Origin of the sequence: Methylotuvimicrobium sp. (assembly GCF_050611805.1) — a bacterium.
Taxonomy (GTDB): domain Bacteria; phylum Pseudomonadota; class Gammaproteobacteria; order Methylococcales; family Methylomonadaceae; genus Methylotuvimicrobium.
Genome location: NZ_JBNGHF010000003.1, coordinates 73,913 through 89,918, shown reverse-complemented (window position 1 = coordinate 89,918; position 16,006 = coordinate 73,913). Strand labels below are relative to the sequence as shown.

Annotated in this window: 10 protein-coding genes and 1 pseudogene; 9 read left to right on the top strand and 2 right to left on the bottom strand. The window is 43.0% G+C overall.

Features of this window, described 5'->3' with window-relative positions:
* Positions 1–12: 12 nt before the first annotated feature.
* On the bottom strand, positions 13–1,368 hold the full coding sequence (gene prsR, locus ACRJJO_RS02685; protein ID WP_431064398.1) for a PEP-CTERM-box response regulator transcription factor: 1,356 nt from the start codon (positions 1,366–1,368) through the stop codon (positions 13–15).
* Positions 1,365–3,518, bottom strand: coding sequence for an XrtA/PEP-CTERM system histidine kinase PrsK (gene prsK, locus ACRJJO_RS02680; protein WP_431064397.1), 2,154 nt, complete (start codon positions 3,516–3,518; stop codon positions 1,365–1,367). Before prsK ends, prsR begins: the two co-directional genes overlap by 4 nt.
* 742 nt (positions 3,519–4,260) lie before the next feature.
* On the opposite strand from prsK, the pseudogene ACRJJO_RS02675 reads away from it, so the two are divergent.
* The 9 genes and pseudogenes from ACRJJO_RS02675 to ACRJJO_RS02635 all read left to right on the top strand — a co-directional run.
* Positions 4,261–4,857: pseudogene (locus tag ACRJJO_RS02675) on the top strand (tetratricopeptide repeat protein); the annotation flags it as partial.
* 9 nt (positions 4,858–4,866) lie between these two features.
* On the top strand, positions 4,867–6,663 hold the full coding sequence (locus ACRJJO_RS02670; protein WP_431064476.1) for a tetratricopeptide repeat protein: 1,797 nt from the start codon (positions 4,867–4,869) through the stop codon (positions 6,661–6,663).
* 674 nt (positions 6,664–7,337) lie between these two features.
* Complete coding sequence (locus ACRJJO_RS02665; protein WP_431064396.1) at positions 7,338–8,051, top strand: polysaccharide biosynthesis/export family protein; 714 nt, start codon at positions 7,338–7,340, stop codon at positions 8,049–8,051.
* 89 nt (positions 8,052–8,140) lie between these two features.
* Positions 8,141–9,658 carry an XrtA system polysaccharide chain length determinant gene (locus tag ACRJJO_RS02660; protein WP_404360802.1) on the top strand — a complete coding sequence of 506 codons (1,518 nt, stop codon included), beginning with the start codon at positions 8,141–8,143 and terminating at the stop codon, positions 9,656–9,658.
* 469 nt (positions 9,659–10,127) lie between these two features.
* Complete coding sequence (locus ACRJJO_RS02655; RefSeq protein ID WP_431064395.1) at positions 10,128–11,033, top strand: XrtA-associated tyrosine autokinase; 906 nt, start codon at positions 10,128–10,130, stop codon at positions 11,031–11,033.
* A gap of 6 nt (positions 11,034–11,039) precedes the next feature.
* Positions 11,040–12,560, top strand: a complete 1,521-nt coding sequence (locus ACRJJO_RS02650; protein ID WP_431064394.1) for a TIGR03016 family PEP-CTERM system-associated outer membrane protein — start codon at positions 11,040–11,042, stop codon at positions 12,558–12,560.
* 51 nt (positions 12,561–12,611) lie between these two features.
* Positions 12,612–13,442 carry an XrtA system polysaccharide deacetylase gene (locus tag ACRJJO_RS02645; RefSeq protein WP_431064393.1) on the top strand — a complete coding sequence of 277 codons (831 nt, stop codon included), beginning with the start codon at positions 12,612–12,614 and terminating at the stop codon, positions 13,440–13,442.
* A gap of 30 nt (positions 13,443–13,472) precedes the next feature.
* Positions 13,473–14,492: a FemAB family XrtA/PEP-CTERM system-associated protein gene (locus ACRJJO_RS02640; RefSeq protein ID WP_431064392.1), complete on the top strand. Its 1,020-nt coding sequence runs from the start codon at positions 13,473–13,475 to the stop codon at positions 14,490–14,492.
* 3 nt (positions 14,493–14,495) lie between these two features.
* A complete protein-coding gene (locus tag ACRJJO_RS02635; RefSeq protein ID WP_431064391.1) occupies positions 14,496–15,689 on the top strand; it encodes a TIGR03087 family PEP-CTERM/XrtA system glycosyltransferase in 1,194 nt (397 codons plus the stop codon).
* Positions 15,690–16,006 lie beyond the last annotated feature (317 nt).

The window sequence follows — 16,006 nt, the reverse complement described above, 5'->3', positions numbered from 1 at the left end:
CTTTCAATGCGATTAATCGCCCAAAACGATGTTGTATTTACCGAGCAGGGAGTAAAGCGTCGGGCGTGTAATGCCTAATAGTTTTGCCGCATTTGAAACGTTATGGTTCGAGAAATTTAGCGCTCTTTTTATCGCAAGTGTTTCGGCGGCTTCCCGAACTTCTTTTAAGTTAAGCGGCAGGGCGTCATGGTTTTCGCCGTCCATTTCGAGGTCGTTTAACGTTATCAAGGCTTCCTCCGCCATGATGACCGCGCGTTTAATTTTATTTTCCAATTGGCGAATATTTCCCGGCCATTCATAAGTTTCGATGGCTTGAGCGGCCTCTTTGGTAAATCCCTTAATCGATTTTTTATGTTGGTCGTTAAATTTTCTCAATAAGGCGGTTGCGATAATGAGAGCATCTCCTTCGCGTTCTCTGAGCGGAGGAATATTGATGGTCATTTCACTGATACGATAATATAAGTCTTCTCGAAATGCACTTTGTTGAATCAGGTTTTGAATATTTTGGTGGGTTGCGCAAATAATGCGAACATCTACCGGTATCTCGCCACGCCCGCCCAAGCGCTCAATGGTTCGCTCCTGAATGAAGCGTAATAATTTCGATTGTAGATTGAAGGGTAGATCGCCTATTTCGTCGAGGAAAAAAGTACCGCCGTCGGCATATTCTATTTTTCCTTTGGTCTGTTTGACAGCACCGGTAAATGCCCCTTTTTCATAACCGAATAATTCACTTTCCAGTAGGTTTTCAGGAATGGCCGCGCAATTGACCGGTACGAAAGGCTTTTTAGCCCGGTCGCTGAGGTCGTGAATCGCTCTGGCAAAAACTTCTTTACCGGTTCCGCTTTCTCCGAGTAATAAAGTAGTGATTTGCATCGGAGCGATTTTTTCCACGGTTCTGGAAATTTCTTGCATTTTTTTGCAGGCTGCGATAATGCCATTTAACGGCTCATGGTTTTTTTGCTGAAGTTTCGAGTTTTCATTTTCCAGCGAGGTCAGATGAAAGGCGCGCTGGATAATAGTGTTCAAGACATCGAGATCGACCGGTTTCTGGTAAAAATCGTAGGCCCCCAATGCGATGGCCTGGAGTGCGTTGTCTCTATCGTCATTGCCGGTCACGACGATGACTTTAGTGGTTGGGGCCAGTTGCAGGATTTCTTTTAAGGTTTCGAGGCCTTCGCTGGCGTTGGTCGGATCGGGAGGCAGGCCCAAGTCTAGTGTCACAACACTCGGTTGATAACGCCTCAATGCGGTAATGGCCTCTGGTCTGTCGCCCGCTATGACGATCTGGTATTTTTCAAAGCCCCATTTGAATTGTTTTTGCAAGCCGGGATCGTCTTCCACTATGAGTAAAATACTGTCGTCGCTCATTTCTCGCCTTTTAATATTGCTTGGGTCATATCAAGTTGAACGTTCGATTTGACGCTTGTTTGAGTCGGTTGCTTGTGCCGTTTATAAAGCGGCAAGGTGATCGTAAAAGTTGTTCCCCTACCGGGTAGGCTTTTAACATCGATCGTCCCCGATTGTTTTAAAATGTAATCTCGAGCTTCGTAAACGCCGATCCCCATACCCGCGTTGCCTTTTGTCGTATCGAAAGGCTTAAATAACCTTTCGGCAATAAACTTGTTATCCATTCCGGCGCCGCTATCGATAATTTTGATGATTGCTCTATCAGCCTTTTGTGTTAACTCCAATTTAACAAAGCCATCGTCATCGGTTGCTTCTTGAGCGTTTTGTATTAGGTGTCCGAGAACGGCTGTTATTTTAGCTTGTTCGCCTTGAATTTCGCAGTCTTGGTTAAGACCGAAGGCAATTTCCAAGGCCGGGCGGTTGCTTGACTGTTGTTGCGCGACGTCTTGTATGATGTCATTTAGGTTAAGTACGGCTTGGGTTTCTGATTGTATATTGCCTTTTTTCAATTGATCGATGATGTGTTGCATTTTTGTCACGACATTTTGCAAGGTATCGATGGAATCTTCAATGAATTCGGGGTTATGTTTATGTTTTTCTGCATTTTTAACTATCATCGCAACTTGCGCGATCAAATTTTTTAAATCGTGCACTACGAATGCGGATAGTCTGCTGTAGGCTTCGAATTGTCGAACACGAGACAATTCGTCAAGCGTTTGGTTTAAGGCGAGGGCATTACTCAATTGGAATCCGACAGTCTTTAGTAAGTCGAGATCCTCCCAGTTAAGTGCCCTGGGTACGCGCGCTTGGGTAAGAACAACGAAGGCTTCTAATGAGTTTAGCCTGTACAGTGGGATAATGAGCCAAATTTTGTTGTCGTCGAAATTCCACTTCGACAAATCAATATCATCGTACAGATCCGGATTATCATTGTATTGTACGAAATCGATGACCCATTGCTTGTCGGCTAAGAATCGAATAAAAGGTTCGTCTTTATCAAACAATTGTTCCGGTTCGAAGCCTAAGTGTTTGTGTTCGGCTAAATAAAAATCGCCTTGTTCGTTTTTTAGCCAGAGCCCTCCGCCGGAACTCTCCACTAAGTCGGCCATGGTTTTAATAATGAGTCCTGCCAATTCGCTGACCGAATTTAATTGCGCGAGGGTTTTACTAAGCTTGATCCATTCTTCTCGATAATCATAGCGATATTCAAGAAAATGTTTACTCAAATTAACTTTGACTAATGCTCTAATTTTTCCGGAAATAAAAAGAACGATCAGCAATAAAATCGCTAAAAAAATAAAGGTAAATTGAGCGACTTCCCCCCAATTGCCGCCATAGTCACGTATATAAAATCCGGCAACTGACATCAGGACCAAGTATAATCCGGAGCCGAATAAAACAGTGGTATGAAAAACGATTTTTCTTGAAACGGTCAATTCGGTGTCTTTTTCTTGTAAACGCAGCATGGAAACCGCGAGCATAGGCGCTATTATGGCATTGATAATTCCCCGTGAACTCCATATCGCCGAATCCAACGAAAAAAACAGTAATGATTTGCTGTATAGAATAAAGTCGACTATAAACAAAGCGCCAAGACCTACGCATAAGAATTTTATCGACCAACGTTGATCGGAAAATGCATTGCGATAAATTTGCTCAATTAGCATTAGACCGACAATTGCAAAAATGACATGGATAAATAAGCGCAAGTCCCTTTGCAGTAACTGGTTGATGGCTTGTAGTAAGCTTGAATTGACTTCGTAAAGAAAAACAAGAATTGTGCTAAACAAGATTAACAGGACATTTTTCGATCTAAAAAAAAACGATAAGCGTTCCTCCTTGCGTTGTTTGAAGCTTATAAAGCAAAGAAAAATCAGCCAAGCTCCATTGCGTAAAGTCTCGAACGGTAGCGCATCGGAACTGAAATAGAACTGGTCTTGCAGGGTAAACGTTGTGTAACCTAACCAAATCAAAGAAAGAGAAATTGCCAGAAAGAAGGGTAGGAAATAAGGGCTTTTTTTTAGGCTTATTAATGCAAATGGAATTAACAATGCATAACTGGTTGTAGCGGTAAGGTAATTGTAAAAGCTGTAATGTTCCAGGGTGTCCATGTTATTCGTAGCGGTCAGAGAAGGTTAAGAGCCGATGTAAAATCGGTGAAATCTCAATTTCAATGGTAAGGTTTGAGATCAGCAATTCCCAGTTTGAGCATTCTCACTGGATTAGGGTGTGGGGTATCCCTGTCGAGGAACGCCGTGAACCCAGCACCTAAATTACCCAAAATAGTTAACCATAGCCAATGAACTATGGAATTTAGGTGCTGGGTAAACCCATCCATGGGGCTTGACGGCAGCTAAGCGCCAAGGATGGCGTGTATTAGGGCAATGCGGGAGCAATTGCCGAGGAGCAAAAATCTGCCCCTGCTGCCGACATCCTCGCCAAGCATACCCCACACCCTGTTTGATCCCCAAATTGGGAATTGCTGGTTTGAGATGAAGTCTATATTGAATGATACGGGTTTGTGCTTTAATAACCAATAGGTCATGCGTGGTTGATAAAGAGATCTGTAGCCAAATTGCGGTGGAAGAATGTCCGGTATAATTATTCACATCCTCCTATCGTTCCCTTGCTCCAGCATGGTAATGCATGCCGAGCTTGTCTCGGCGACGAGGTTGGGGTTCCTATGGAAGACTGTGGGAACCAGAAGCCTTCCGTTCATGGCGACTGGACTCTGATAATCCATGACAGAATGACGTGTTTTCGTTAACTTAATGGCAGTGATGTCTATTGGGACCTAAACTGTTTTTCCGCCAAACTAAAGTAACTAAAATTTCCTATGAAGGTTTAGCGACAATGCTGATAAGAATTATTAAGAATTTAACTGTTGTTTTGTGTTTTTCGCTGTTAACGGCGTGTAGTTCGCCTGAAGAAATCGCGATGGATAGTCAAGCGAAAGGAATTGAACTTTATAATCAAGGTGAATATGCGAAGGCCGAATTAGAGTTGAAAAGCGCAATTCAGCAGGATCCTACTGTCGCCGATGCTTATTACTATCTCGCGCTGGTGAATGAAAAAAATAGGAATTTTAAAAGCATGAAAGATAACTTGATTGAAGCAATCAAGTTAAAGCCTGAGAATCTAGATGCCAAACTACGCTTAGGTAAAGTTTTATTACTGCTGAATGAAGCCGAAACTGCACTGGTTCAAGTCAAGGAAATTTTACAGCAGGAAGCCGATAATTTGGATGCAAAAACCTTGGAGGCATCGATTCTTATCAGACAAAATAAAATGTCTGAAGCGTTGCCGATTCTGGACGAAGTGCTCAAGCAAGATCCAATGCATAATGATGCCTTGTCGCTGAAAGCGGCTTTATTGATGGAAGGTCAAAATTTTAACGAGGCGCTTTCGTTGATTCAGCCGGCTATCGATTCGGATCGCGATAATTTGTCATTGCGGTTATTGAAAATCAAAATTGACGCTCAAAATAAAGATATCGATGCAGTCATAACGGATTATCAAGATCTCATCAGAATTTTTCCGGAAAAGGACGAGCTAAAGTACGCGTTGGCTAAGATCTATTCCGCAGCTAAAAAAAATCAAGAGGCCGAACACATTCTGACCGAATTGGTTGACCAGCGACCTAATGATATTCAACAAAAGCTAATTTTATTGGGTTTTATTTATCAAACGGACAGGAACAGAACGGACGAGGTTTTACAAAGCTTTATAAAAAGCAGTCAAGAAAATCCCAAGCACTTGCTGGAATTAGCAAAATGGACTTTGATGGTCAATAACGTAAGCTCTGCAAAACAACAATTAAAAGAAATTGCCGAAAATAAAAAGTTTAAAGCTGATGTTCGTACCGAAGCCGATTTATTATTGGCCAATATTTATTTTGAGCAAGGAGATTATAAGGCTACCTCTGAAGCGGTTCAGGCGATTTTAAATAAAAATCCAAATCAAATCGGCGCAAAAATCCTTAAAGCGAAAGTTTGGGTTCAAGAAGGTCAATTGGAGGAAGCCTCTGCATTACTAAATACGGTGCTCTGGGACATGCCGAATTCCGATGAGGCGATCGTATTAATGGGCGATATTTTTTTAAAGCAGGGCGAGTTAGATAAAGCTCAAAAGAACTTTAAAGAAGCACTCGATATTAATCCAGCTAATTTACAAGCCTTATTTCCAGTGGTTGAAAAAGCGGTCAAGGAAAACCATCTCGACTATGCCGCTCAATTGCTGACAAAAGCATTGGCTAGGAGGCGCAATCAGGTTTCGCTATTAAATAAATTAGTGCAGATCAAAATGGTTCAGAAAGATTGGGGTGCGGCCGAAGAGTTGATTGCAGCGATGGAGTCGCAACCTAAATCTATATTCTTGGCTAAGTTTTTAAGAGGCAAATTATACCAAGAGCAAGGCGACTGCAATAAAGCTATACCTTTATTCAAGGAAACCCTGGCAAGATATCCGACTCAAGCCGATAGTCTAACGGAAATGGCTCGTTGTCATGAGATGCTGAAACAGCGCCCTAAAATGCTCACTTATTTAAATGATTTAATTAAGGATGGACCGGCAAATATTTCCGCAATTGTTTTGAAAAGTAAGTTGATGACCTTGGATCGCCAATTTGACCATGCCGTTACCTTGTTAAAAAAAGCGATAGACGATTATCCTAACTCGGTTTCGCTGTATTCTGAATTAGCCAGAGTCTTTGTACAAAAAAATCAAATAAAAGATGCACTGAAAACTTATCAACTGGGCTTGGAAAACAATCCAGGGAGTCTTGAGCTTTCTATGTTGTTAGCTTCGACTTATGTTGATCAAAAAAACTACGATGAAGCGGTTACAATTTATTATCAAGTCATAGAAAAAAATCCAAAGCTCGATATCGCTAGGAATAATTTAGCGGCTATTCTATTGGACCATTATGGACAGTCGGATGATATCGAAAAAGCAGTGCAGTTAGTTCAGCATTTCAAATACAGTGATCAGCCTTATTTTATCGATACCTACGCATGGGCTGAATTTAAGGCTGGACGATTAAATCAGGCTTTGTCGATTTTGCAAGAAGTTATTGTTGCAGCTCCCCATGTGCCGGTGTTTAGGTATCATTTGGCTTCGGTTTATCATGCTCTTGGAAATAAATCCGCAGCAATATCGGAATTGAGAGAAGTGATGGAACTCGCAAAATCTACTCAATTCGATCAGCTTGATGATGCGAAGCAACTGATGAGGCGGTTATCCGGGAACCGCGAATAACGTGATTATACCCATCGTAGATCAAATCGGCACTGGTGCCCGTCAAAGGCACAGCGCCTAAATTATCCAAGACAATAAACCTTGGCCAATGGGCTATGGAATTTAGGTGTTGGGTAAAATAGGTCCCTATAGGCTCTATGTCAGCTCTATGCCGGCATCATCTTTGTCGGATACCCCAGCACCTCTTCGGGCACTACCGAAATTTGAAGTGCATAACATAAATTTTCGAAGAGCGGGTGTAATGATCGCTTTTTGGTAATGCGAGTGAATTTATGGTTAGTAAGTTTTAGGAAATGGTAATAGGGGTAAGGTATAAATTAAAATTATGCTGTAAGTCACCTATAATTGCATGAGAAAGACGCAGATAGAACCTAGCGAGTCGTAAGGATACGAGCTATTTTCTTGAAAATCATAGATTATTTGAGCGTCGAAGTTGATAAGAATGAACGGAATTCATCGAGCCAGCCGTCTACTATCTGTAGACTTCAACTTCTTTAGCAATTTTTGGGTTGATTCCCTTTGTAAATCAAATAGGATTTACATCGATTTTGACTTCATTTTTTTGAAGTTTGAGAAAGGACCTATTTCGGTATCAGACAAAACCGAGTTATTTTCGATGCACCATTAGAAAAGGCGCGCGTCAGATTTATTTTCAAATCTAGAGTTTAATTGGTATGACAAAAAAAATATTTATCTTATCTCTGTTCTTCTTGCTTTTGTCCGGGTGCGGCTATCCTCCCTTGACCGATGAATCTGAATTGCCGCAGGACTATACCTATAGAATTGGTCCGGGAGACAGTGTGGAGATATTTGTATGGGGTTATCCGGAAATATCGACAACAGCGACTGTTCGACCCGATGGAAAGATAACCACGCCATTGATCGACGATGTCGATGCACTTGGCAGAACGCCTTCCGAATTGGCGCGTGAAATGGAAGTCATTTTGAGCGAATATGTCAGAGACCCTCAAGTTGCTATCATTGTGGGCGGTTTTCAGGGGATTTACGAACAGCAAGTAAAAATTATCATGACCGGTAGCGGCATGGGAGGAGGAATGGGCGGCGGCGGAATGGGAGGAGGTATGGGCGGCGGCGGAATGGGAGGAGGTATGGGCGGAGGAGGTATGGGCGGCGGCGGAATGGGAGGAAGCGGTACCGCTAAAGCCTTTCCTTATAAAAAAGGCATGACATTGCTCGATTTAATGATACAAGTTGGTGGGTTGGGAATTTTTTCCGATGGTAATAGAGCAAGTATTATTCGAAAAATCGATGATGACGATTATCAATTTGGTGTTCGAATAGACGATTTATTAAGCAATGGCGATTTGTCGGCGAATGTTAGGATAATGCCGGGCGATATTTTGATTATTCCGGAATCCTTTTTCTAAATGGGGATAATTTTTAATAGTTGTATTCCGAATAGACTTCTCGCGAAGCATGGTTTATTTGCGGATTTATTAAGAGGTAGTGTTTAGACATGCAAGAGCAATTTGCTGAAATTCTTTATTATATAAAGGCAACATTCCGATATAAGTGGTTTATTATTATCTCGGCCTGGCTCATTTGTCTTCCCGCTTGGTGGTATATACTGAACCTGCCCGATAAATACTCGTCTACTGCACGCGTTCAGGTTGATACTAGAACCATGCTGAGGCCATTATTGAGCGGCTTAGCGATACAGTCTGACATTAGAGGCATGGTCGCGATCATGAAACAGCTGATGTTTACTCGATATCATTTGGAAAAAATATCTAACCTAGCAGGCTTGGATACGAATCTAAACACCGAAAGTGAAAAGTTAGCCTTAATTAATAAGCTGAAAGAAAACATTAAGATAGATGGTGGAAAAAATGATATTTTTTCCATTAGCTATGAGGCAACAGATCCGCTCGAAGCCAAGCATGTCGTTCAATCCGTGCTTACGGTTTTTTCGGAACAAGCGCAAAAAACAGCCCTGGATGATGCCGATTCCACACAGCGTTTTTTATTGACTCAAATTCAAGAGTACGAGCAAAGACTTCGAAACGCTGAAAAAGCGCGGGAAAATTTCAAACGCGCTAATGTCGGGATGCTGCCGGGACAAAGCGGCGATCAAGTCGGTCAAATACAAGAATTGAATAGAACCATTGAAGAGGCTAAATTAGCTTTAAAAGAACTGGATTCGCGAAAACAAGTTTTAAAAGAACAGTTGGTGGAAGCTCAAGAAAGTGCGGAAGACGAATGGGGTCTGTCTCTCAATACCAACAAAGCGGAAGACCCAAGGTTAACGGCCCTAGTTTCTCAGCGTGATGAGTTATTGCTGAAATATACGCGTAAGCACCCAAGCGTAAAGGTTATTAACGATCAAATTAGATCTATTTTGAAACGCAAATCGCAAGAAAAAGAAGAGCTCGAAACGGAAGGTGCGGCTGCGGCGCATTCCAATCCTTTCGTTCAATCTATCAAGGCATCCCTTAACGAAATCGATGCACAGATAGCATCGATTAAATCGAGAATAGAATCTTATGAACAAAAAATCGTTAAGCTCGATGATGAATTCAATCAACGATTGAACGTTGAAACGGAGATGCAGAACCTGAATAGAGACTATAGTGCAATTAAGAAAAATTACGATGCCTTGCTGCAAAGAAAAGAGCAGATGAACTTAACGGAAAAGGTTGATGCCGAAGGTACATCATTAAGGTTTAAAGTGGCCGATCCACCTAATAAACCACTGTCTCCATCCGGGCCTAAAAGAGCTATTCTTTATTCTGCCGCTTTAGGGGGCGGGTTAGTTGTAGGTATCGCGATCGCTTTTTTAGCGGTATTGATAAAGCCGACTTTTATTGCATCCAATCAAATCAGAACGATGACGGGGATTCCTGTTTTAGGCAGCGTCTCTATTGTTAGAAATCGTGAACAAACTAGAAAAATGAGGATGCAAATAGTTCAATATGCGATGGCTTGCGGATTGTTAGTGACTGCTTATGCCGGAATTATGGTTTTTAAAGTCTAGAATGTCGCAATGATATCTTTTGCTCATCAAGTTTGGACATTGCGAATGAGGTGCAAATATATACCTTTTGCACTTCAAATTTCGGTAGTGCCTGGAGGTACCGGTGTACTTGGTTCCCTCACCTTACGCTAGGTGAGGGACCAGGATGGATGCTGGCATAGAGTCTACCGGTGCCGAATTTTGATCTACGATGGGTGTATATCAAGGGCAACAATTAATGGAATGATCTATAGTCCGCGGCACGTAAAGATGCCTCATTGCGTCTTCTTTGTGTTTGATAGGTTTGAAATCTATTAAATAATATCTGGAAGAAAGTCGCTAGTCCTTAACAAAATCAATAATATAAGATATATTTGTAAAATAATTCTGAATAGTCGTCGAAACAGAGTAATATTAATGGAAAAAGTATGATTATATCGATCCAAGGACATCTGACAGGCCACGGAATGATGAAATTTTGGAGTAATGAATGAGTATTGAAAAGGCTTTAGAAAAAGCTAGCTTAGCCGAGAGTCTCGGTTCTGCGAAAAGATCCAACTCCATTGTTGATAATCAAACAGAATCGACGCACCCCAATGATGCATTTGATGCATTTTTTTTAACTGACGATAATAATGGTAATGCCAACGCGCACTCCTCAAACGTCGGCGAAAAAAATATCGAACGGTTTAATTGGGAGTTTCTTCACGAGCATGGTTTTATCGATCCGTCAGTCGGGCACATGAAGATTGCGGAAGAATTTAGAAGCATTAAGCGGCCGATCATGTCCAATGCACTGGGCGGCATTGAAAAAGGCATCGAGCGTTCTAATCTTATTTTGGTGACCAGTAGCGTTCCGGGAGAAGGAAAAACCTTTTCCGCTATTAATTTAGCTATCAGCATCGCGGCCGAGCGCGATAAGCAAGTGTTGTTAATCGACGCGGATGTTGCAAAACCATCGGTTTCCAGGGTATTGGGTATCAAAAGAACGCCCGGGCTCATTGAATATTTGGAAGGTAGCAAGATCGATTTTTCGGATATTATTTTACAGACCGAAATCGCCGGACTTCGTATTGTTCCGGCTGGAAAAGCGCATCAATTCTCGACCGAATTACTCGCAAGTAACAAAATGATTAACCTTTCGAGAGAGTTGAGCGAACGTTATGCCGATCGTATCGTTATTTTCGATTCGCCGCCGTTGTTGGCGGCCACGCAAGCGGAAGTTTTATCCAGCATGGTCGGTCAGGTTATTTTGGTGATCGAAGCCGAAAAAACGGCTCAAAACATTGTGATGGAAGCGGTCAAAAAATTGGAGTCCTGCGATGTGGTTCTTGCTTTGTTGAACAAAACGCAAAGAAGCATGGATATGAACTACTATGGATACGGGCAATATTGATTTTTTATGAAACACCTTAAATTAAGGCGGTTCATTGTCGCTTCGGTCAGCGGTTACTTGGTATGGGGCTGTTCTACTAATGCCTGGGCTTTAAATCTTAATTTCAGGCCCAGTGTTTTTTTACAAGAAGTTTACTCGGACAATATTAGACTCGCACCGAAAGGCGAGGAACAAAGCGCTTGGGTAACCGCGATTACGCCCGGTTTTTTTGTTAACGGTCAATCGGGCCGCTATAATTTAAATCTGAATTATCGATTGCAAGGTATATATAATGCCGGCGGCGATTCCGGCATCGATTTGAATCATCAATTACAATATAACAGCAACTACATTCTTTCGCCCGGACGATTTTTCGTTCAGTCCCGTAGTTCCATTAGTCAGCAAAATATTTCCAATACGCGGATTGTCAGCGATAACTTTACCGGAGATCAAAGCAATACCGCGACCATTTCAACGTTTGGAATCGCTCCGACGTGGACGCCCAGGTTTGGAAGCTATGCTAACGGTATGGCTCGAGCCAGTTACGATAGGGTAAGTTCTAGCCAAGGCCCTTTGTCCGATACCGATAGTTTTTCGCAAAACGTCATGCTGAATAGCGGCAGGTATTTTTCGAAAGTGGGTTGGCGTTTAAATTTCAATAATAGAATCAATCAAAACAGTAGCGGAGAGGACATACGCTTTCAAGATTCCGATGCTTTACTCCGGTACAATCTGAACAGAAAATTTAGCTTGATCGCGCAAGGCGGGTATGCAAACAACGATTTTCAGTCGACCACCGGGTTCAGCCGAAACGGCTTTTATTATAATTTCGGCGGACAATGGAGACCAAGCCAACGATTCAGCGTATCGGCGGGTTATGGGAATAACTCCTATGTCACGGTTTTCTTTTCGCCGTTTCAACGTTTACAAGCATCCGTGACCTATCGTAACAACGATATTGGCACGAATACCGGCGATGTCTGGCAAGGCAGTCTGCGTTATTATACCCCGCGATCGGTAGTTAATTTAACCTACAACGAGGATACCACCACAGTTCAGCAGGTGTTGTTCGAAGAACAAATCATTCCGTTTGAGGATGAGTTCGGTGAGCCTATCAATGATGCAGATGGTAATCCGATTCTTTTTAATATCGCTTTGCCGAATTTGATTGACGATGTTTTTGTCAGAAGAAGAGGGCAGCTCTCGTATTCCTACCGTACCGGTAAAAGCATTCTTAGTGCGAATGTTTTCACCGAAAGAAGAACCTTTCAAGAGAGTCAAGTCGAGGACGAGGTTTATGGTATTAGAGGAACTTGGATGTGGCGATTCATGCCCAGAACCAATACCTTTTTAAGTTCCGGTTACCAGGTGACCGACACCGACTTTTCAACGGACAATCGCTTCGATATGGCGTTTCGAGTACAAAGAAGCATCTTGCGGCAATTGAACGGTAACATTGAATATCGTTATATCAATCAAAGTTCAAACACTAACATCAATAGTTTCGATGAAAACCGCGTTACATTGAATTTGATGGCTTTTTTCTAACTTTAAACGATAATTGGTCTTTAAATGGAGAATAATAAAATAACGAACGCGATGACCGTGGATGTAGAGGATTATTTTCAAGTCTCCGCGTTTGAGAAAACAATTGCCAAATCCGACTGGGAAACATTGCCGCAACGGGCGGATTACAATACGCATCGTTTCTTGGATTTATTCGAAAAGCACAATATCAAAGCGACTTTTTTTACTCTCGGTTGGGTTGCCGAACGGCATCCGGCATTGATACAAAGAATTGTCAAGGAAGGCCATGAACTGGCCTGTCACGGTTATGACCATATTCGAATCACCGAGCTCGATCCCGAGCAGTTTCGAAGCGATATCGTCAAAACCAAAACAATACTGGAAGATATCGGCGGCCGAGAGGTGATCGGTTACCGAGCGCCGAGTTATTCGATCGGCGCGAGTAATCCTTGGGCGCACAATATACTCGCTGAAGCGGGATTCCGATACAGTTCCAGCGTCTATCCGGTCAAGCATGATTTATACGGCATGCCGGAAGCGCCGCGGTTTATCTACGAACCGATCGCGGATAATAATTTCAAGGAAATTCCGATTACCACGTTACCATTAGCCGGTAAGAATTGGCCGTGCGGCGGCGGCGGTTTTTTCAGGTTTTATCCTTATTTTTTATCCAAATGGGCCTTTAACGCCATTAATCAAAAAGAACATCAGGCAGGAATTTTTTATTGCCATCCTTGGGAAATCGACCCCGAACAACCGAGACAGAAAAACGTGAGTTTCAAATCGAAATTCCGGCATTATTTGAATCTCGATAAAATGGAAGGGCGCATCGTCAATCTGCTCAACGATTTTTCCTGGGATACGATGTCGAACGTTTTTCTCAATATCGATAAAGGCCAATGAGCCGATCTTATTCCTTTACTTCATCAAACAATGCTCAAATTACTGGATTCTGACAATTATAAAAAATGGGACGCCTTCGTAGAGCAGCAAGCGGACGCCACTTTTTTTCATCTATCCGGCTGGAAAGACGTCATAGAACGCGCCTTCGGTCATGAAACTTATTTCTATTACATTGAAAAGAAAGGCAAAGTTACAGGTATATTGCCGTTGGCCCGTATAAAAAGTGCGCTATTCGGACACGCCTTATGTTCTTTATCGTTTTGCGTTTACGGCGGTATAGTCGCCGAAGACGATGATAGTTATGCCATGCTCGACCAAGAGGCCTGTCGTCTGGCTGGCGAATTAAATGTCGATTATCTGGAAATGCGAAACCAGGTTCAAAAATCGCCGGAGCGCCCCTACAAAGAACTCTATGTAACTTTTCGTAAGACGCTCGATCCAGACCCTGAAAAGAACATGCTGGCGATCCCGCGTAAACAACGTGCGATGATCCGTAAAGGTATCAATGCCGGTTTGGTGAGCGTTATCGATCAAGACATCGAACGTTTTTATCAAGCGTATTCGGAAAGCGTCAGAAACCTCGGTACTCCGGTTTTTTCCAAAAAATATTTCCAAATTTTGCAGGATATATTTAAGGATCAATGCGAGATATTGACGGTCGAAAAGGACGGTCAACTGATTGCCAGTGTCATGAGTTTTTATTTCAAGGATGAAATACTGCCTTATTACGGCGGCGGTATCGATCAAGCTAGATCGGTGCAAGGTAACGACTTCATGTATTGGGAAGTGATGCGACGGGCCGTCGACAAAGGCGTTAAGATATTCGATTACGGGCGCAGTAAAGTCGGTACCGGTTCCTACCGTTTTAAGAAGCATTGGGGCTTTGAGCCCGAGCCGTTATTTTACGAGTTTCATTTAGTCAAGGCTGATCGCTTGCCCGATATCAATCCGTTGAATCCGAAATATCGATTGTTTATCGAGGCCTGGAAACGTTTACCTCTGCCGATCAGCCGGTTCGTCGGACCTTGGCTATCGAAAGATTTGGGGTGATGCATGAGGAAAAATTTATTATTTTTGGTTCATCGTATTCCCTATCCGCCGAATAAAGGCGATAAAATCCGCTCGTTTCATTTTCTAAAGGCATTATCGCAGCAGTATCAAATCTTCTTGGGTAGCTTCATTGATGATCCCAACGATCGGCAGTATGCCGACACGGTCAAAAGTTACTGTCAAGAATCCTACTTCGAATCACTAGATCCGTTGCAATCCAAAATCAAAAGCCTTACCGGGTTATTGACCGGCAAGGCTCTAAGTCTGCCTTATTACAAGAATCCTAAGCTCCAGCAATGGGTAAATGACGTCATCGAGCGACATCAGATTCGCAAAGTACTGATTTTTTCATCGGTCATGGGGCAATATGTCCTTAATCGAGAAGATTTGACGCTGATTGCCGATTATGTCGACGTCGATTCGGATAAATGGCGGCAATACGCCGAGAAAAAGAAGTGGCCGGAAAACTGGATCTATCGGCGCGAATCCGAACGCCTGCTCGAATTTGAGAAGCAATTAATCTCTCAAGCCAAAGCCGGTTTTTTTGTTTCCGAACAAGAAGCGAGTTTATTTAAAACCTTGGCTCCGGAATTCGAGGCTCGAATCGGTTCGGTCAATAACGGCGTCGATACCGATTATTTTTCGCCGGATCATGCATTCGATTCGCCGTATCGCCCGGAAAGCCAAGTATTAGCGTTTACCGGCGCGATGGATTATTGGGCCAATGTCGATGCCGTTAAATGGTTTGCCGAAAAGGTATTTCCGGCCATTCGGAAAAAACACCCCGATACCGAATTTTATATCGTCGGTTCCAAGCCGACCAAGGACGTGTTGTCGCTCGCCCAAATAGAAGGTGTGGTCGTGACCGGTAGTGTGGACGATGTTCGCCCCTTTATCGCGTATGCCGATTTGGTCGTTACACCTTTGCGTATTGCGAGAGGCATTCAAAATAAAGTGCTGGAAGCAATGGCCATGGCTAAACCCGTCATTGCGACATCGATGGCGATTGAAGGCATTCCGGTCGATGACAGTTTGAATGTCGCGATAATCGACGATGCGCAGCCGTTCGCCGATAGAGTTTGTGAGGCGCTTGCCCAAGGTAAAGGAGGCAAGCGGTCGGAAGGCAATCGGCGGTTCGTGCTGGAAAATTTCAGTTGGCAAACGTCGACCGACCGTTTGATCGAGTTGATCGGTTGAGAGGCAGTTTTTTACGCCCATCTGAATGAAAGTCTTATAACTTCGTTAATGCAGTAGGGTACGCACCGCGTACCCTACTGTACTTCGAGGTATCTATGGATTTCGTGATAAATAATGTCCTGGAGCTATACGCTTTCCTGATTACGTATAAGCTTCAGCCTATTTGAAGTCCAGACAAAGTTTTGTGTCGCTATCGCGACGTTTATGTGGAGTCGGTTCGCGGACCGACAGCCGCGATACTTTTCTTTGCTTGTCCAAAGAAAAGTATCCAAAAGAAAAGACACCCGGAGGCCGCTGCATCCTGCGCGCTGACGATT